The sequence below is a fragment of the Psychrobacter sp. UBA5136 genome (genome assembly GCF_002414005.1).
Taxonomy (GTDB): domain Bacteria; phylum Pseudomonadota; class Gammaproteobacteria; order Pseudomonadales; family Moraxellaceae; genus Psychrobacter.
The window spans coordinates 99,706-117,589 of sequence record NZ_DHYG01000032.1; the positions used below are offsets into that span (position 1 = coordinate 99,706).

At 44.0% G+C, this 17,884-nt stretch carries 16 protein-coding genes; 14 read left to right on the forward strand and 2 right to left on the reverse strand.

Translation table 11 applies throughout. The features are described 5' to 3' along the window. Nucleotides 1–6: 6 nt before the first annotated feature. From ccoO to B4240_RS04270, 5 genes are all read left to right on the forward strand, one after another. Nucleotides 7–645 carry a cytochrome-c oxidase, cbb3-type subunit II gene (gene ccoO / locus B4240_RS04250; RefSeq protein WP_296236997.1) on the forward strand — a complete coding sequence of 213 codons (639 nt, stop codon included), beginning with the start codon at nt 7–9 and terminating at the stop codon, nt 643–645. Next, nucleotides 645–827, forward strand: coding sequence for a cbb3-type cytochrome oxidase subunit 3 (locus tag B4240_RS04255; protein ID WP_296236998.1), 183 nt, complete (start codon nt 645–647; stop codon nt 825–827). Before ccoO ends, B4240_RS04255 begins: the two co-directional genes overlap by 1 nt. Next, nucleotides 824–1,978 carry a cytochrome-c oxidase, cbb3-type subunit III gene (gene ccoP, locus B4240_RS04260; protein ID WP_296236999.1) on the forward strand — a complete coding sequence of 385 codons (1,155 nt, stop codon included), beginning with the start codon at nt 824–826 and terminating at the stop codon, nt 1,976–1,978. The genes B4240_RS04255 and ccoP overlap by 4 nt, the downstream gene beginning before the upstream one ends. A gap of 472 nt (nt 1,979–2,450) precedes the next feature. Further along, nucleotides 2,451–3,860: a cytochrome c oxidase accessory protein CcoG gene (gene ccoG, locus B4240_RS04265; RefSeq protein ID WP_296237000.1), complete on the forward strand. Its 1,410-nt coding sequence runs from the start codon at nt 2,451–2,453 to the stop codon at nt 3,858–3,860. 199 nt (nt 3,861–4,059) lie between these two features. Beyond that, a complete protein-coding gene (locus B4240_RS04270) occupies nt 4,060–4,659 on the forward strand; it encodes a FixH family protein (RefSeq protein ID WP_296237001.1) in 600 nt (199 codons plus the stop codon). 115 nt (nt 4,660–4,774) lie between these two features. Here the strand turns inward: B4240_RS04270 and ttcA are convergent, their stop codons facing one another. After that, nucleotides 4,775–5,962, reverse strand: coding sequence for a tRNA 2-thiocytidine(32) synthetase TtcA (ttcA, locus tag B4240_RS04275; protein ID WP_296237002.1), 1,188 nt, complete (start codon nt 5,960–5,962; stop codon nt 4,775–4,777). 409 nt (nt 5,963–6,371) lie between these two features. Here ttcA and queC point away from each other — a divergent pair, with 409 nt between their 5' ends. The 8 genes from queC to B4240_RS04315 all read left to right on the forward strand — a co-directional run bounded on the left by queC (nt 6,372) and on the right by B4240_RS04315 (nt 15,869). Next, the gene (queC, locus tag B4240_RS04280; protein ID WP_296237040.1) at nt 6,372–7,088 is read left to right on the forward strand and encodes a 7-cyano-7-deazaguanine synthase QueC; all 717 of its coding nucleotides are present in this window, start codon (nt 6,372–6,374) and stop codon (nt 7,086–7,088) included. 342 nt (nt 7,089–7,430) lie between these two features. After that, nucleotides 7,431–7,760: a hypothetical protein gene (locus tag B4240_RS04285; protein ID WP_296237003.1), complete on the forward strand. Its 330-nt coding sequence runs from the start codon at nt 7,431–7,433 to the stop codon at nt 7,758–7,760. 161 nt (nt 7,761–7,921) lie between these two features. Continuing rightward, the gene (locus B4240_RS04290) at nt 7,922–8,419 is read left to right on the forward strand and encodes a peroxiredoxin (protein WP_296237004.1); all 498 of its coding nucleotides are present in this window, start codon (nt 7,922–7,924) and stop codon (nt 8,417–8,419) included. Nucleotides 8,420–8,494: 75 nt separating this feature from the next. Then, a complete protein-coding gene (locus tag B4240_RS04295; RefSeq protein ID WP_296237005.1) occupies nt 8,495–10,003 on the forward strand; it encodes a dihydrolipoyl dehydrogenase in 1,509 nt (502 codons plus the stop codon). A 75-nt stretch (nt 10,004–10,078) separates the two neighbouring features. Continuing rightward, nucleotides 10,079–11,266 (forward strand): mechanosensitive ion channel family protein, encoded by a 1,188-nt coding sequence (locus B4240_RS04300; protein WP_296237006.1) that lies wholly within the window; start codon nt 10,079–10,081, stop codon nt 11,264–11,266. A gap of 179 nt (nt 11,267–11,445) precedes the next feature. After that, nucleotides 11,446–13,743 (forward strand): bifunctional 23S rRNA (guanine(2069)-N(7))-methyltransferase RlmK/23S rRNA (guanine(2445)-N(2))-methyltransferase RlmL, encoded by a 2,298-nt coding sequence (gene rlmKL / locus B4240_RS04305; protein ID WP_296237007.1) that lies wholly within the window; start codon nt 11,446–11,448, stop codon nt 13,741–13,743. A 227-nt stretch (nt 13,744–13,970) separates the two neighbouring features. Next, a complete protein-coding gene (locus B4240_RS04310; protein ID WP_296237008.1) occupies nt 13,971–14,546 on the forward strand; it encodes a TerD family protein in 576 nt (191 codons plus the stop codon). A 261-nt stretch (nt 14,547–14,807) separates the two neighbouring features. Continuing rightward, the gene (locus B4240_RS04315; RefSeq protein WP_296237009.1) at nt 14,808–15,869 is read left to right on the forward strand and encodes a DUF475 domain-containing protein; all 1,062 of its coding nucleotides are present in this window, start codon (nt 14,808–14,810) and stop codon (nt 15,867–15,869) included. A gap of 329 nt (nt 15,870–16,198) precedes the next feature. Here the strand turns inward: B4240_RS04315 and B4240_RS04320 are convergent, their stop codons facing one another. Continuing rightward, nucleotides 16,199–16,858: a 7-cyano-7-deazaguanine/7-aminomethyl-7-deazaguanine transporter gene (locus tag B4240_RS04320; RefSeq protein WP_296237010.1), complete on the reverse strand. Its 660-nt coding sequence runs from the start codon at nt 16,856–16,858 to the stop codon at nt 16,199–16,201. A 311-nt stretch (nt 16,859–17,169) separates the two neighbouring features. Between B4240_RS04320 and B4240_RS04325 the strand changes: the two genes are divergently transcribed. After that, nucleotides 17,170–17,745: a TerD family protein gene (locus B4240_RS04325; protein ID WP_296237011.1), complete on the forward strand. Its 576-nt coding sequence runs from the start codon at nt 17,170–17,172 to the stop codon at nt 17,743–17,745. Nucleotides 17,746–17,884: the final 139 nt, after the last annotated feature.

Sequence of the window (17,884 nt, forward strand, 5' to 3'; positions counted from 1 at the left end):
GCGATCATGGCTGGTACACCGCATGAAATTATTGAAAAAAATACAGGCTTATTGGTCATCGGTATCGTCATTGCTATTAGCTTTGCAACGCTCGTTGAAATCGTACCGCTGATATATGATTATAATGGACCTGAAGAAGGCGGGGTAAACGCTCCCCTTCCCTCTATGGAGCCGTGGACCGCTCTCGAATTTGAAGGTCGTGATATCTATATTCGTGAAGGTTGTCACGTTTGCCATACCCAAATGGTGCGTCCATTACGTGCAGAAGTTGAGCGCTATGGACCCTACTCGCGTGCCGCTGAATCTACGTGGGATCATCCCTTCTTATGGGGATCAAAACGTACTGGACCTGATTTGGCACGTGTTGGTGGACGCTATTCTGTAGATTGGCAAAAACAACATCTTATCGATCCACGTTCATTAGTACCTGAGTCTGTAATGCCTGGTTTCCCATGGCTTGCAACCAATGAAGTCAATGGTACCAATGTGCAAACCAAAATGCGTCTATTCCGTGATCAATTTGGTGTACCTTACACTGATGAAGATATCGAGGGAGCGCCAGACGTGGTACTTGGCGCCACCGAGCTTGATGCTTTGGTTGCCTATTTACAGCAATTGGGTACCGCGATGGAAGGACAGCGCTAATGGGTATTGGTGAATTACAAACTATTGCGACCGTTTCTGCCTTTATTGCCTTCGTAGGCGTTGCATGGTGGGCGTATTCGCCAAAAAACAAAAAACGCTTCGAAGAAGATGCACAACTTGCGCTTGATGACAAAGATAAAGAATCTTTGTCTGAAGAGCAGCGCAATAAGGATGAACGATGACATTTTTTTGGAGTTCTTGGATAACTGTATTAAGTATCATGTGCTGGGCGGGTATCCTCGGTGTCTTACTAATGGTATTGAAATACAAGCCAGAAGTAGAAGAAGACGGTACTACTGGCCATACTTATGACGGTATTCAAGAATACGATAAGCCACTGCCTAAATGGTGGTTAGTGATATTTTTTGGCTCAATTATTTGGGCTATTGCTTACTGGATATTTTTCCCTGCTATCTTTCCATCAAAATGGGAAGGTATCACAACCGTAGAAGTGGATGGCGAAACGGTGCCATGGACTTCACATAACGAGTTAGCAAGTGATCTCGAAAGTAACAATAAAGTATTTACCGATAACTTCGAGAAAAACATTTTGGCTAAAGCTGGTGCGAGCGGTGCCACAAAAACTCTCGCCGAGCTCTCTGAGATGCAAGCAACCATGCGTCGCAGCGAGACACCGCCAGCAGACTTGCAATCTCAAATTGATGAGAAAGTTGCTGAGCTTGCGCCTTATGTAGAAAAGCTTGCTGAAAACCCCAATGCGCTAAAAGTCGGTAGTCGCCTGTTTTTACAGAACTGTTCGGTCTGTCACGGCTCTAACGCTAAAGGTGCACAAGGCTTCCCAAATCTGACCGATAATGATTGGTTATATGGTGGAGAGGCGTCACACATCTTGACGACCATTCATAATGGCCGTGTTGGTGGTATGGCCGCATGGCGTGACCAACTTGGAGAAGATGGTGTGCGTGCAGCTGCGGAATATGTCTTGTCAATCTCTGGTAACCAGCCAGGTTATGAGCTTGATCAAGCCAAAGTAGCGCAAGGTAAAGCCATCTTCCATGAGCCTACCAACTGTGTACTTTGTCATGGCGAAGACGCTAAAGGCATGATCTCTACGGGCGCGCCAAACCTGACAGATAACATTTGGTTATATGGCGGTGACCGTGAAACTATTCGCGAAACCATCCGTTATGGCCGTGCAGGTGTGATGCCTGAGTGGCAGACCAAACTGGGTAATGAGCGCATTATGCTACTTGCCGCTTATGTTTACTCACTGTCAGATCGCGGCGCTGAAACGGACCAAGCCAAAGGTAAAGTTCCGGCAAGTACCACTGCGCCAAAAGCTGCTAAGCCTGCCGCCGTTAAAGAAAGTTGATCGTGTGGTAAGTTAAGTAGTATGGTGAATTAAATAGTATGATGAGTTAAAAAAAGGAGGCCTGAGATATCAGCTCTCCTTTTTTTATAAGTTGATTATTATAACTAAAAGCTTTGTTAGTTTAATTAATAGGCTAATCAAAAAGATAGACGCCAAAAAGTGAGCTAATACAAGGTGTTATTGTCCTTTTTTATTATCAATTAATGATTGTTTTTTTGAACTTCTACCCCATTTATAGTAGGGAGAATGCTAGAATAGCAATCCACCAGAAACACTATTGAATCATCCATTTAAGCACGTTTTAATCATTTATTTACAATCGCTCATTTGGTAGCCGAGTCAGCATTCTTCGACTGCTGTTATATCTCGCTACTTACTGACATTGATAACATCGCAACGCCAAAAATTTTTGCTTTACCGCTCTTTGTTACCCATGCCAGCAGACTGATTCTTTTTTTAAAGAGGCACGTTTATGTCAGCACAACCACCCAATAAAATCCCTGTCGTTGAGGTCGATCTTAATGCCAATAAAAAACGCGTTCATCCTAGATTTATCACTGGATTTTATCAAAACATCCGAGTGATTAGCATGTATGCATTGTTGGCGTTATTTCTGATTTTACCGTGGTTACGCTATAACGGTAGGCAAGCTATCTGGTTTGATGTGCCGTCGCAGCATTATTATATTTTTGGCATGACCTTTTTGACGCAAGACTTTTACTTTATTGCCGCCTTTGCTCTGATTGCCGCCTTTACCCTATTTATGGTGACGGTGTATGCCGGGCGGGTCTGGTGCGGTTATGCTTGTCCACAAACCATTTGGACGCATATGTTTCAGTATGTGGAAAAATTAGTGATTGGCGATCGTAATAAGCGTATCAAATTTGACAAAGAACCCATGAGTGCTAAAAAAGCCTTTAAGCGTTCTGTGGTGTACTTTATTTGGTTCGTATTTTCGATGATTACGGCGACAACTTTCGTCAGTTATGTGTCAGGTACAGACGCGTTATATCACAGTTGGCAGATGATAGGATTTATTCCCTTCCCTGATTGGCCAACTTGGATATGGGTATCGGTATTTATCTTTGCTTTTTCAACTTATGTGAATGCAGGCTACATGCGTGAGCAGATGTGTATCCAAATCTGTCCGTACGGCCGTTTCCAAAGTGTGATGTTTGATAAAGATACGTTGATTGTCTCCTACGATTATGAACGCGGTGAGCCGCGCGGCGCCCGTAAAAAAGGTACTCATCCAGAACACTTGGGCGATTGTATTGAATGTACGATGTGCGTGCAAGTGTGCCCAACAGGTATCGATATTCGTGATGGTTTGCAAGTTGCTTGTATTCAGTGTGCTGCCTGTGTCGATGCCTGTAATGAGGTGATGGATAAAGTTGGCTACCCACGCGGACTGATTCGTTATACGACCGAGCGTCAATTGGTAGAAAAAGAGCAGAGCCGAGTCTTCCGCCCACGCTTTTTTGCCTATCTAGCTTTATTGACCATACTTTGTGGCGGTGTGGTGTATGCATTGACTGGCCGCGTACCGCTAGAGATTGATATTCGCCGTGACCGCAATCAGTTGTCGTCATTAAATCAGCAAGGTATGATTGAAAACAGCTATATCGTCAAATTAACCAATAAAACCCAAGATGCTCATACTTATAAAGTGAGCCTTGAGCCGCAAGATGGTTTAAGCTTAGGGGTACGTTTTAACGATGTGCCACTAGAAGCAGGCGAAAGCTTTGATATGCCCGTTAGTATTTATGGCGACCCTGATGTGATTGAGTTTGGTCAAACGCCGGTGACTTTAACGGTGACCAGCGAAGATGGTAAATATAATGTCAGTAAGCAAAATATTTTTACCACGCAAGGGCAATAAGTTATTGAACGTTAGCAAGTTTTAGCTGCTCATCCGTTGGTCAACGATTCATAATCAAAGACTGGCGGATGAATCTTTTGTCATTAAACTGGCCTCATTAAGCCGTCAGTTTATCCTTTGTCAGTTTATTCTTTGATAGCGTTTATAGCGAGCTGATAAACAGCGCTTTATAAACGAATATCTGATTAATAGGTATATTATGTCTAGTTCAGCCCCAAACGTTAAGCATCAAGACAGCTTTAAGCATCAAGATAGCCTGCCGTGGTATAAGAATTATATGGTGGTTATCTTTGTCATTGGCATGCCAGCGTTAGTTGTTATTGCTTGTCTTTGGTTTGTTTATTACTCATATCAAATCCGCGACAGTGTGGTACGCGATGACTGGTACATGGATGGCAAGACCCTCTATCAGGACGTCTCACGCGACAAGCTTGCTTATGATTTAGATTTACACGGCAAGATGCAGTTTACGGATAATGGCACTATCGTGTTTTATCTGAACTATCCTGAGCAAAGCTTGCAGTCTGGTAAGTTACTAAACGGAGAGCCAGTTACTTATCCTGATACGTTAGATTTGTCTATCTCGCACGCCACCGACATTAAAAAAGATCGCGATGTGGTGCTAAAACATCAAGAAGGCAATAAATATAGCGCCCAAGTAGATATCGACCCGGTCAAAGCCAAGTATTACTTACAAGTCAGCAATGATGGTAAAAATGATTGGCGTATAAAAGATGTGGCAAAATTGCCGCGTGCAGAAGTGAGTTTTAATCCGCTAACCGTATTTGCTAAAAGTTAATCTTTAACGCTGAATAAACACAAAAACCAGCCATTAGTTAATAATGTGCTGGTTTTTTATGGCGTACGCTTTATAAAACAAAAACTTTATAAAACCAATTGAATAATAGGTAGGCTTAAATCACAGGATTAATCGTGGGAATTTTTTGCATTGGGCGGCTATTTTTTACTGTGTCATCCGCAGCTTTTGCTTGCTGCTGACTGCTGGCAAATTTTGGATTAAAGTCTTGGGTTTTTGGCGCTACTGGTAAGCCAATCTCAGCCAGACTAGCAGCCTGCCCTGCTTGGATATTATCGCCTTCAAATAAGCGCTCATTGTCATCACGCTCGAGGCTTAATGTCTCAAAATCAAATAACTCACGATCTGCTAATTGTGACGGCGCCACGTTTTGCAGCGCTTTAAAGATAGAGGCTAGACGCTGCGGATGAGCACCGTCCCATTCGCGCAGCATGTCATTGATAACAGCCCGTTGTAGATTGGTTTGGCTGCCGCATAGATTACAAGGAATAATCGGAAATTCTTTTAAGCGCGCGTATTCGATAATATCTTTTTCTTCCACGTAGGCAAGCGGACGAATAAGCAGGTTTTGCTTATCATCGCTCAGCAGTTTTGGCGGCATCGATTTTAGCGCGCCGCCGTGGAACAAGTTTAAAAAGAAAGTGGCGAGCATATCATCGCGGTGATGACCAAGCGCAATTTTGGTGGCGCCGATTTGTTTGGCAAAACCATACAGCGAACCGCGGCGCAGACGTGAGCATGCCGAACAATAAGTTTTACCTTCTGGCACCACGCTTTTGACAATGCTATAAGTGTCTTTTTCTAAAATGTAATGGGCGATCCCCTGCTCGTTCAGATAAGCCGGCAACACCTCTTCTGGATAACCCGGCTGCTTTTGGTCAAGGTTCACCGCGACAATGTCAAAGCTAATCGGGGCAATGCGCTTGAGTAGCAATAAAATGTCCAATAGCGTATAGCTGTCTTTGCCGCCTGAGACGCAAACCATGACAACGTCGCCATCTTCAATCATATTAAAATCGCGAATCGCCCATGATACTTGACGACGCAGCTTTTTTTGTAGTTTGCGAAATTCTGCCGTTTCGGTTGGTAGAATTTGATGAGATGACGCTTGCTCAGCTGCATTGACATTAATATTGTCGTCACTTGTCGCTTCGACGGCGACATCAGCATCTAATGCCTCGCTATCCCAGCCGGTAGCAGCAGAATCAATCTCTGAAGAGATAGTATCGGTAGCAGCATCAAATTGAGGGGTGATTTTAGGCGTAAACAAGGTCGCTACGGTCATAAGGTACTCAATATCTTTACAAGGTTGGTTTTGCGGTAAGGCAGTTGGCAATATTTTTTAGCACGCAGGCTTTATGTGCTCGCAGGCTTTAATAGCTCGCAAGCTTTTAAGCAGCGATTATAACAAATTTTGCTAACAGATTGAAAAGTCGCATAAAATTAGTGCGACTTTAATGCTTTTTTAGCCTCCCTTTTAATTCCACTTTAATAACGTCTGCAAGTTTCTGTAATGACACTATCTTTGCTAAAATGGACCTTTTTCGCAAACCCATTTTTGTGTAAATCAATAGCTTCTTCAACTAAGAATAGATACTACTATGACTCAAGTGACTGCGCAGACTTCCTCTTCTAAACAAGAAAATCCTAAGCAAGAAAATTCTAAGCAACAAAACGACACGGACTTAAACGCGCTGCATAAAAGCCAAAATGCGGTGGTGCTACTGTCAGGCGGGCTTGATTCCGTGACTTGTTTGTACTGGGCAAAGGCACGCTATGCGTCTGTGACGGCGGTCAGTTTTAACTACGGTCAACGTCACAATAGCGAGCTTATCGCGGCCAAAGCCATTGCGGAGGTGGCAAAGGTCAACCACCGCATTATTGATATCGATATTGCTCAACTTGGCGGCTCGTCGCTGACCGATCACAGCATGACAGTCCCTGATGGTGACACCGCTAAATTCCCCAGTGAAAATTGCGCTGAGATCGATAACGATGCTATACCAAACACTTATGTACCCGCCCGTAATACAATATTTTTGTCTTATGCCTTAGCCGTTGCAGAAGTGACCGATGCCAATCATATTGTCATTGGCGTCAGCTCGGTTGATTACTCAGGCTACCCTGATTGCCGCCCAGAGTATATCGCCGCCTTTGAACACATGGCAAACCTTGCGACCAAAGCTGGCGTTACCGGGCATCGTTTATCGATTCAAACCCCGCTGCAGCAGTTATCTAAAGCAAAAACCATTGAGCTTGGTTTGTCGTTAGGGGTTGATTATGGACAGACGATTTCTTGCTACCGCGCCGATGCAGAGGGTCTTGCCTGCGGTGTCTGCGACAGCTGTGCATTACGGCGCCAAGGATTTGCCCAAGCTGGCGCTGCTGATCCGACGCGTTATCAGCCTTAGCAGTAGTATTAAAAGCTTTGAAAATTTAATGATAACTGCCCAAAAATCCTAGCTTAATGGTCTTACTTGACAAAGCAATTAAACATTCGCGCAACATTTGCTTGCATTAACACAGCACACTAGCGTTGTATTTTAAGCAATTTACTTGTTATGGTATGGGCGATTATGGCAGTCACAACCTATAAGTACTGATTATTTGGTAAATATAGTGAGTTATATAGATAGAGAAATACTCATATATTTACCCCTATCTGTGCCAAAACCAGTGACAAAATAACACTACCCAAGATTTTTCTTTAATTATACACTTTGAAAAATTGACGCGACCTGTAGAGGACATTTATGAAGTTGTTGCCTGTATTACCCCTAGCTTTAGCGGCGCTGTTTGCCGTGCCACAAGCAAACGCGACCGATATCAAACAAAACAATATCAACACCTGTGTCAACGGCGCGGTCAAATATAAAGTCGCTAATAAAAGCGATGCCACCAAGCTTTGCAAATGCACCATCGGTGTCCGTAGTAATATGACCATCGGTCAGATGTGGGAAATTGAAAGCTACGCGCAAGACAAAAAAGACCCGTCGGGCCTGCCTTATGTGAAAAAGATGCAAAAAGATTTGCAGCAATGCACGGTTGGCTTAGACCTAAAGCAGCCACAAAAACCTGCTTAATTCCTATACTCTACAAAATACAAAAGACTGGTCATTGCCAGTCTTTTTTGTTGCGAAAGAATAAGTGAAGTGTAAAACTGAGTATTTATTTCTGCTAATCTGCCTATAATAAGACCACTTATCACAATATACGCATAACCGAAACTAATAAGGAATTTATCATGGCAAAGCCGACCACAGAGAACATCACCCTGCCCGATTTTCCAGTCACTATGGTACGCGAGCTAAATGGCAACTTTATTCACGACGACATCAGTCTAAAGGATCTGGTTGCGCACACCGATAAAGGACTTATTTTATACTTTTATCCAAAAGACAGTACCCCAGGCTGCACCACCCAAGCGACAGAGTTTACCGCTCATATCAATGAATTTGATGAATTGGGCTACGATATCGTTGGTGTCTCGCGTGATAGCATTGAGTCTCACGAAAAATTTATCGCTAAATACAATCTTCATATCCCGCTTATCAGTGATAGTGATGAGAAACTGTGCCAATACTTTGATGTGATTAAAGAAAAGAACATGTACGGCAAAATCACCTTAGGACTTGTACGTTCAGCCTTTGTCTTTGATAAAAATGGCGTGCTAACTCATGCGCAGCGCAACTTACAAGCAAAAGGTTATACAGAACGCTTACTGACCACGCTTGCGGGCTAATATCTTCAACGGTTTTTGACTTTTCTTTGTTTCACTTTATCATCTAAGATGCAACCCTCCTTACTTGAGAATAATATGAATAAACAGCCTGAGAGCGCCGCCGCTAATAACACTCAAAAAAAAGTGACGCGCAAGGTATCTGTAGCGGTCATTGGCGCCGGTACTGCCGGTCAAAACGCCTTTCGTCAAGCCAGAAAATTAAAAGACGACGTCTTGATTATTAATGACGGATATTGGTCAACGACCTGTATTGCCGTCGGTTGTATGCCAAGCAAACTGCTGATTGCTGCCGCCGACCGCGCTCATGACGCCAACCATTCTGGCGAATTTGGTATCCATGCCAGCGCCCAAATAGATGGCAAACAAGTGATGGAGCGGGTTCGCGCCGAACGCAGTCATTTTGCAAACCATGTTAAAGAGCAAGTAGAAAGCTGGCCTGCCGAGACAAAAATAGCGGGCCGTGCTTATATCAATAAACAAGGTCTGATTGAGGTCAATGATGAATTGATCGAAGCGGACAAGATTATTGTAGCAACGGGTAGCGCGCCTTTTATCCCAGATAGCTGGGCTGATAAGCTTGGCATGACAATGCTGACCTCCGATACCGTCTTTGAGCTGCCTGATTTACCAAAGTCACTGGCCGTGGTCGGCGCGGGGGCCATCGGCTTAGAGCTTGCGCAAGCCTTTACACGTTTGGGCGTCGATGTGACGCTCTTTAATCGCGACAAACGGGTAGCTGGTTTAAAAGACGATGACATTAGTAATAAAGCCATCGCTTGCTTAAACCGTGAGCTAACCATGCATTTGGGCAGCAAGATTAACGATATTGGGACGCAAACAGCAGCAGACGACGAAGGCTTAGAAGGTCTAAGTGCATTTATCAATTATGAAGACAGCGCTGGTGAGGCACGGCAGTGGCAAGGCGAGTATGTACTGGTCGCTACGGGCCGGCGCAATAACATCGATACTCTAGGCGTTGAAAACTTGGGCGTTAAGCTTGATGACAAAAATCGTCCCAAGCAGCTTGATAAAAAAACCGGTAAAATTGGCGATTTAGAAGTCTATATCGTCGGTGATGCCAATGCCAATCTGCCTTTATTACACGTCGCCAGTGATGAAGGCTTTAGTGCGGGCAGTATGGTCTGTGAAAATAAAACAGATGCTTATATCCGCCCAACTGCTACGCCCTTTTCTATCGTGTTTTGCTCGCCGCAAATCGTCAACGTCGGCATGTCGCTACCGGAAATACAAGCGGATCCGGAGCTTGAATATGTGATTGGAAAAGTCAGCTTTGATAATCAGGGACGTAGCCGCGTGATGGGCGTCAACTGCGGCTTACTGCACATTTATGGCTGCAAAAAAACAGATAGAATCTTGGGGGCAAGTATGGTTGCGCCCGATGCTGAGTATATCGGTCATGTATTGGCGGTGGCGATTACAAACGATCTGAGTATCAAACACATGCTCGATACGCCTTTTTACCATCCCACCATACTGGAAGGTCTGCGTACGGCGTTACGTGATGTGCAGCGTATGATGAAGATACCTTATCAGTCGCATGATACCCAAGAAGGCACTTTTTAATCGGTTGAGTTATTTTATAATTAGATCTTTTTACGCCGCATCTTATTTAGACCTAAATTTTGCATGGACAAAACAATGGCAATCGCTGGTATTACTGACTTCTTTCGAGAGATTGTTCGCGACCTACATACTAGTCTATATCTTGCTATCGGCGGCACCATTGACGAAGACTCATTGGACTGGACCTCTAAGTCAGTAGAATTGGTGAGTACGGCCATCAAAATCCTAATACTGCTGGCGGTATTAGGATTTATTTATTGGCTTGCCATCTATATCATCAAAAAAAGCGAAAGCAGAATCGGTCTAAATGAGCGCCGATCTAAAATCGCCCGCTCTGCGCTGCGCTACATCTGGATAGTCACCAGTTTGATTGCCATTATGAGTCAGCTGAATTTTGAACCAGACACGGTCAAAGCCACCGCCAAAGCCAGTACGTGGGCGGGCATCTATTACGTTTTATGGGCGTCATCTGGACAAATTATTCACAAGGTTTTACAGCATTATGGTCTAAATGCTTCTATTGAGCAGCTGCTGAAAAATATTTTATCAGTATTGCTATTGGTATTCGGGCTTGCCAGCGTCATGGCGCAGTTTGGCTTTGATATCGTATCTTTGGTGGCAGGTTTGGGGATTGCTGGTATTGCCGTGGGTTTTGCCGCGCAATCAACGCTTGCCAATTTTATCGCGGGCATTACCATTTTACTTGAGCAGTCCTTTCAAGTTGGAGACTGGGTAAATATCAATGACAACGAAGGACGAGTTGTGGTCATCGCCTTACGGACGACCCATATTTTAACCCGCGACAATATCACCGTTATTATCCCTAACTCCAACGTTGCTTCATCAGTGGTCACCAATTTAACCTCCAAAAACTTTATCCGTTTTGATATCCGCATGCGTATTGCTTTTGAAGACGATGTCGATAAAGCGCGCGAGGTCATTTTGCAAGTGTTGTCTGATAGTGACGTGGTGCTAAAACGCCCTGAAACCTCAGCGACCGTCGATGAGATTGGCGAGTACGGAGTATTTTTTGTCATCCGTTTTTGGGTCAAGCCTGCCGCGGTTGCACGTATGCCAAAGATTAAAGAAGCTTTGACGGAAAATATCAAACGTGCCTTTGATGAGGCAAATATCTCAACCCCCTACCCGCACATGCGGCTATTGATGCCAAAAAACGTCGATTATCCTATCGACACCAAACCCTTTGCCACTACTACCAAGCTGGTCACCGAAGAAGGCTCGCTAAAAAAAGATGCTGAATAACGGTTTAACAATGTTAAAGCATTCTTTTAAACACGGCACCATAAACAATGCCACTTTAAACTATCTACATCGTAATTATGGTAAAATTGCCAGTTAAACCTTATAATTTTAAACATCATGATTTTAAACAACATGGTTTTGAGGTGTATTATTTATCAATTTAGCCCACAGGTAACCGTATGACCGAAACAACCACGCCCAACTCTTTACCAGCCGCTGCAGCAGAGTTGTCGCTTGACCTTATTATTACGTGTGCCGATGGGCTTGAAGCACCGCTACAGACTGAGCTGAGCAGTTTTGGCATTGCAAGCGAGATCAAAAGTACGGGGCGTTTGGCCGTTACCGGCACCTTGCGCGATCTTTATACGATTTGCCTTTGGTCGCGGGTGGCCTCGCGGGTATTAATGCTGATTAAACGTAAAAATATCAATGCCGAATACGATGTAGCAGAACAGCTCTATGGTTTGGCAAAATCGGTCAATTGGACCGAGCAATTTAGCTTAGAGCAGACGTTTGCGATTCGCCTGTCGGTTGATAAGCGCGTCGCTGTCAGCCAGCAGTTTGCCATGCTGCGTATCAAAGATGCGATTGCCGATACTTTTAATGAAGTCTATGACAGCCGTCCTAACGTCGACAGTAAAAATCCCGATTTTTCGGTATTTGCCACCGTCAATGATAAGCAGGCTGAGCTGTATTTAGATTTATCAGGCACCAGTCTGCACCGCCGTGGCTACCGTGTCGCCATGACCGAAGCGCCGTTAAAAGAAAACTTGGCGGCGGCACTGCTTTATAGCGCAGGTTGGCATAAGAAAAATGCTGCTGGTAATGCGCCTTTTTATAATGCCCTAATCGACCCGATGTGTGGCTCTGGCACCTTTATCATTGAAGCGCTACTCATGCATTGCGATTATGCCGTCGGTATCGATAAAGCGGCCAATCAATTTGGCTTTTATCAATGGCAACATCATGATGCGGCGCTATGGCAACAAATGATTGACGATGCGCAGACGCGTTTTCGTGAAGCCTTGGCCATTATCAAAGAGCAACCAGATACGCTGCCGCTTGTGTTAGGTTTTGATGCCGATAGCGGCGCCATTTTGGCAACAGAAAAGAACCTCATTGCCGCAGGTTTGCAGGATTTATTACCGCTACTTGACCTCGAGACGCGCGCCCTTGACCAACTCAGCAGCGTACTAAAACCCTTGGCCGACGACGGCCGCTTAAGCAATCCTTTGGTCATTACCAACCCACCTTATGGTGAGCGTTTGGGCGACGAGGAGATGATTAAGCCGCTATACCAAGCGCTAGGGCTGATTTTACAAGACAGCTTTGTCGCTAGCGGTGTCAATCCAATGCTCGGCATATTGGCGGCCAATGTCGAACAAGTCGATATTTTGCCGATTAAAGAGCCAAAAACCTTGCGTTGTCATAATGGTGCTATCACGGTTTACTTCCGCTATGGAACGCTAATTGCTGGGCAAACGGGCAGCCTGGTTAGTCGCTTTGAGAAGCGTGAGATTGAAGTAGAAGACGGTCAAGACTTTATCAATCGCCTGCAAAAAAACCTGACCAAACTTAAAAAGCTGGCTAAAAAAGACAATGTCAGCAATATTCGCATTTACGACGCTGACCTACCTGATTTTAAGGTAGCGATTGACTTGTATGGCGATTACGTACACGTGCAAGAATATGCGCCGCCAAAAACCATTCCGGTAGAGACGGCGAAAAAACGTTTTAATTTGGCCTTAATGGGCATTCGTGAAGTGCTCGACATCAACCGCGAACAAGTCTTTATCAAAACCCGTGCGCGTCAGTCGGGTAACGACCAATATAGCAAGCAAGGCAATAGCGAAAAACGCGGTAAGTTTTATGTGGCGCGTGAAAACGGTGCGTATCTGTACGTTAACTTTACCGATTATCTCGATACGGGTTTGTTTATTGACCACCGCAATATGCGCGCTCGTATCAAAAATAATAGCCGCGGCAAATCGGTGCTAAACTTATTTGCTTATACCTGTACGGCAAGCGTGCACGCGGCATTGGCGGGCGCGAAAAAAGTCACCAGCGTTGATTTGTCACAAAACTATCTTGATTGGGGCAAGCAAAACTTTGCCTTAAATGGTTTAAACGTCAGTAGCAATAAATATCAGTTTATCGCCGCTGATATTTTTGAGTGGATTAAAGGCAATACCGAGCAATTTGATATTATCTTTATCGATCCGCCGACTTTTTCAAACTCGAAAAAGTTCCAAGGTACCTTTGATGTCCAGCGTGACCATGCTGCCCTGATCAACCGTGCGATGAACCGCTTAACATCGGATGGTGTGTTATATTTCTCAAACAACTTCACCCGTTTTGAGCTTGATGAGCAGTTAAGAGAGCGCTACGATATTATCGACATCACGCCACAAACGATTGGTTTTGATTTTAATATCAAAAAGCCGATCCACCAAAGCTTTGAGATTCGCCATCGTTAACATCGTTAGAAACACACAGTAAATTTTAGATATTTGCACCAACGAGCGATGAAACATAACAATGACCTAATCAGCTTTGATTGGGTCATTTTTTGTTGCTATGATAGATCATTACTAGCAATGGTTAAGCGTTGGATTACGGCCGCTTAAAATCCCAAGATTGCTCCAGTTTTTTTATCTAACTAAACTATCAAACCCCTAATCACTCTAATAACAAGGATAATCTCATGGCTTTATCATTGAATAAAGGCGGTAACTTATCACTCACCAAAACCGACCCAAACTTAATCAAACTCCTTATCGGTCTTGGTTGGGATGAGCGCGCCACGTCCGGCGCTGAGTTTGATCTTGACGCCAGTGTGTTTTTGCTAAATTCCGCTGGTAAAGTGCGCGGCGATCACGATTTTATTTTTTACAATCAGCTTAGATCAGACAATGGCGCGATTGAGCACACCGGCGATAACCGTACTGGCGAAGGCGACGGCGATGATGAAGTCATCAAAGTAAACCTGACCCAAGTTCCTGCTGATATCGACAAAATCGTCGTCACCGTGACCATTCATGAGGCGGCCGCGCGTGGTCAAAACTTTGGTCAAGTGGCCAACGCTTTTATTCGCGTTGTTAATGAAGAAACAGGCACGGAAGTGGTGCGTTTTGACTTGGCGGAAGACTATTCAGTTGAAACAGCGATGGTATTTGGCGAAGTCTATCGTCATAACGGCGAGTGGAAATTCCGTGCCGTTGGTCAAGGCTATTCGGGCGGCTTACAAGCCATGTGTCATCAGTATGGCGTTGATATCTAAATCTATATTTAAGCCTAAGCTAAGATGATTGACGATAAACACGCCCGAAACCTAACGCTACATAGCAGTGCTAGCATCTGTCATGTTATCAGAAAAATATGGTTGCAAAATAGTCACAATTATTGTTAGCTAAAAGACTGGTAAAGCGCTAGGTTTCGTTTAAAATTAAGCAAAAAAAAGTGGTTAGCAATAGCCACTTTTTTTGTGGTTTGTGTCTATAATAGACCGACTTTAGCTTTATGCAACCAGACAGGATATGTCATGAGACATTTTTATTTAGACTTTATCTTTACCATTGTTGCCCTAGCGGTCGCGGCATGGTGGGGATATTCACACGGCGGTATGGGCGGTATGATAACCACCCTATCTATTACCGCTATTTTGGCCGTCATGGAGATTTCATTATCTTTTGATAATGCGGTGGTCAACGCCTCAGTCCTGAAAGGCTGGGACGAATTTTGGAAAAAAATCTTCTTAACCGTTGGTATTTTAATTGCTGTATTTGGAATGCGCTTGGTATTCCCGATTGTTATCGTTGCTGTAACGGCCGACCTTGGCGTTATGCAAGTGGTTGACTTGGCTTTAAATGATCCTAAAGAATACTCAGCCAGATTATTGGCGCACCATGCTGAAATCTCCGCCTTTGGTGGTATTTTCTTATTGCTTGTCTTCTTAAACTTTATCTTTGATGATAAAGACGTGCATTGGTTTGAATGGCTAGAGAGCCGTTTGGTCAAATTGGGCAAAGTCGATGCCATGAGCGTTTTTGTCGCGCTTATCGTCTTGATGGTTGCCGTTTCGTGGGCGAATGACGCCCAGTCAGGCGCGGTATTAATCGCTGGCGTTTGGGGTATCTTAGTTTATCTTGGCGTCCAAGTCGTCTCGGGTATGCTTGAGGGTGACCTGGAAGAAGACTTAGAAAATGAAGAAAATGGCTCGGGCGCGGCAGCTACCAGCGCGATTATGAAGGGCGGTATTATCGGCTTCTTATACCTAGAGGTCCTTGATGCCTCATTTAGTTTTGACGGCGTCATTGGCGCCTTTGCAATCACCAATGACGTTATCGTGATTATGCTTGGTCTTGCAATCGGTGCGATGTTTGTGCGTTCAATGACTATTTTCTTAGTCGATAAAGGCACACTTGATGAGTTTGTTTATCTTGAGCACGGCGCGCATTATGCCATCGGTGCTTTAGCAATTATTATGCTGCTGTCAGTGAAATTCCACGTACCAGAAATTATCACTGGTCTAATTGGTATCGCCTTTATTGGCTGGGCGTTTGTCGCGTCACTCAACTATCGTAAACGCGAAGCGCTTGAGTAGTTAATAGTCCTAAGCTCAACTCTTAGGATGATTTAAATTATTAAATGACAGGTCATAGCCGTTGGTTATGGCCTGTTTTTTGTATGTTTTTATACATTTGAATAAAGACTCAGATATAAATTTAAGTTTGTTTGCGTAGTGGGTTTGGTATAAAAGCGATACAGCGGAACTGGAATGAGTTTTTCGCAGCCTCTGTCGGCGTAGGCACAGCACGCCAGAAAAATTTATACCAGTTCCGCGACAAAATATAATGCAATCGTTTTATTTAGAATCGACGATACTTTGAGCAAAGAACGCGCCCTACTAGCCTTATACCCACCTTATTCTTTTTACTTTCCTGCCAGCAGCTTCTGCAATTTTGCCAATATCACGCCGTATAAAGGTAAAAAGATGAGCACTCCCATTACTATTTTAAACAAATAATCCATCGCACCAATTTCAACCCAGTGCGACGCCATAAAAGGGTCTGTACTTTGATAAAAAGCGATGGCAAAAAAGCAAAAGCTATCGACCAGATTACCAATAAACGTCGATGCAAGGGGCGCAATCCACCACGTTTTAAGCTGGCGTAACTTATTAAACACTTGAATGTCTAACAGCTGCCCAACGACATAAGCACTAAAGCTGGCAAGGACAATGCGAAAAACAAATAGATTAAAATCTAGCAGATGCTCATGGCCGACAAACTGTCCATCAGCAAACACGACTGAAAAGTAGTAAGAAATGGCTAGGGCTGGCAGCATCGCAAAGAAAATAATGCGTCTGGCGAGATTTTGACCAAATATGCGCACCGTCAAATCAGTAATCAAAAAGATAAACGGAAAAGTAATCGCGCCCCACGTGATAATAAAACCAAATAGCTCGACGGGAATTTGTACTAAATAATTACTAATGGCGATGATAAAGATGTGCAGGCTGACAAGCCAAAATAGCGCACGGCTATAACGAATGGATGAAGCTGGATTGGATGAGATAGTATAGGTATTCATAAAGGTGGCCTTTTTTTGAGTCAGGGTGGAGGGAACCTGAGAGCGCATCATTATAAAGCAAAGCTGAATAAATAGCCAAAATGCTTCTAAGATAGAATGTAAACAATACGCTTTTAAACAAAAATATCCGCGTGATATAGACACACAAAATACGTCTTGCGTCATTGCTGTCCACTTAGTATAGTAAAACCTATTGGGTCAGCATCGGCGACAAGCACGCTTTATCAATCAATTGCGTGGTTCAGGTTGACCTTAAGAATTAAATTTAAAAATATACTTATTTTTTATCCACTACTGTAAAGGACAATTTTATGGCTATTAGCTTAACAAAAGGCGGCAACGTAAACTTATCAAAAGAAGCCCCAGGTTTAACCAATATTACTGTCGGTCTTGGCTGGGACCCACGTGCCACCGACGGCCAAGAGTTTGACTTAGACGCCATTGCCTTTTTGGTCAATGAAGCAGGCAAAGTTCGCAACGATCAAGATTTTATTTTCTTTAACAACTTAAAGTCAGACAACGGCGCGGTTGAGCACACAGGCGATAACCGTACTGGTGAAGGCGACGGTGACGATGAAAAAATCAAAATCAACCTTGCCAGCATCCCAGCTGACGTCAGCAAAGTCGCTATCTGCGCCATCATCTATGAAGGTCAAGCCCGTAACCAAAACTTCGGTCAAGTTGGCGACGCTTATATCCGTGTGGTCAATGATAATGGTCAAGCTGAAATCGCCCGTTATGACCTATCAGAAGATAGTAGCACTGAAACGGCGATGATTTTTGGTGAACTGTATCGCCACAACGGTGACTGGAAATTCCGCGCCGTCGGTCAAGGCTTTAATGGTGGTCTTGGGCCATTAGCCGCCTCTTACGGTGTAAACGTTTAACGTTTGACTTTTAATTTAACGTTAAAAGCCACGTCTTCGTCTGAAAAATTAAATATCGCAACCAGAGCGCTGATTGCGATAGACATAAGCTATCAAGTGTGCCGGTTTAACGCATTTGATGGCTTTAAATGTAATTGGC

Bases quoted from the DNA above. Each gene is read 5' to 3' on its own strand.
- ccoO (WP_296236997.1), top strand. From the start codon at position 7: ATGGCTGGTACACCGCATGAAATTATTGAAAAAAATACAGGCTTATTG.
- B4240_RS04255 (WP_296236998.1), top strand. From the start codon at position 645: ATGGGTATTGGTGAATTACAAACTATTGCGACCGTTTCTGCCTTTATT.
- ccoP (WP_296236999.1), top strand. From the start codon at position 824: ATGACATTTTTTTGGAGTTCTTGGATAACTGTATTAAGTATCATGTGC.
- ccoG (WP_296237000.1), top strand. From the start codon at position 2,451: ATGTCAGCACAACCACCCAATAAAATCCCTGTCGTTGAGGTCGATCTT.
- B4240_RS04270 (WP_296237001.1), top strand. From the start codon at position 4,060: ATGTCTAGTTCAGCCCCAAACGTTAAGCATCAAGACAGCTTTAAGCAT.
- ttcA (WP_296237002.1), bottom strand. From the start codon at position 5,962: ATGACCGTAGCGACCTTGTTTACGCCTAAAATCACCCCTCAATTTGAT.
- B4240_RS04285 (WP_296237003.1), top strand. From the start codon at position 7,431: ATGAAGTTGTTGCCTGTATTACCCCTAGCTTTAGCGGCGCTGTTTGCC.
- B4240_RS04290 (WP_296237004.1), top strand. From the start codon at position 7,922: ATGGCAAAGCCGACCACAGAGAACATCACCCTGCCCGATTTTCCAGTC.
- B4240_RS04295 (WP_296237005.1), top strand. From the start codon at position 8,495: ATGAATAAACAGCCTGAGAGCGCCGCCGCTAATAACACTCAAAAAAAA.
- B4240_RS04300 (WP_296237006.1), top strand. From the start codon at position 10,079: ATGGCAATCGCTGGTATTACTGACTTCTTTCGAGAGATTGTTCGCGAC.
- rlmKL (WP_296237007.1), top strand. From the start codon at position 11,446: ATGACCGAAACAACCACGCCCAACTCTTTACCAGCCGCTGCAGCAGAG.
- B4240_RS04310 (WP_296237008.1), top strand. From the start codon at position 13,971: ATGGCTTTATCATTGAATAAAGGCGGTAACTTATCACTCACCAAAACC.
- B4240_RS04315 (WP_296237009.1), top strand. From the start codon at position 14,808: ATGAGACATTTTTATTTAGACTTTATCTTTACCATTGTTGCCCTAGCG.
- B4240_RS04320 (WP_296237010.1), bottom strand. From the start codon at position 16,858: ATGAATACCTATACTATCTCATCCAATCCAGCTTCATCCATTCGTTAT.
- B4240_RS04325 (WP_296237011.1), top strand. From the start codon at position 17,170: ATGGCTATTAGCTTAACAAAAGGCGGCAACGTAAACTTATCAAAAGAA.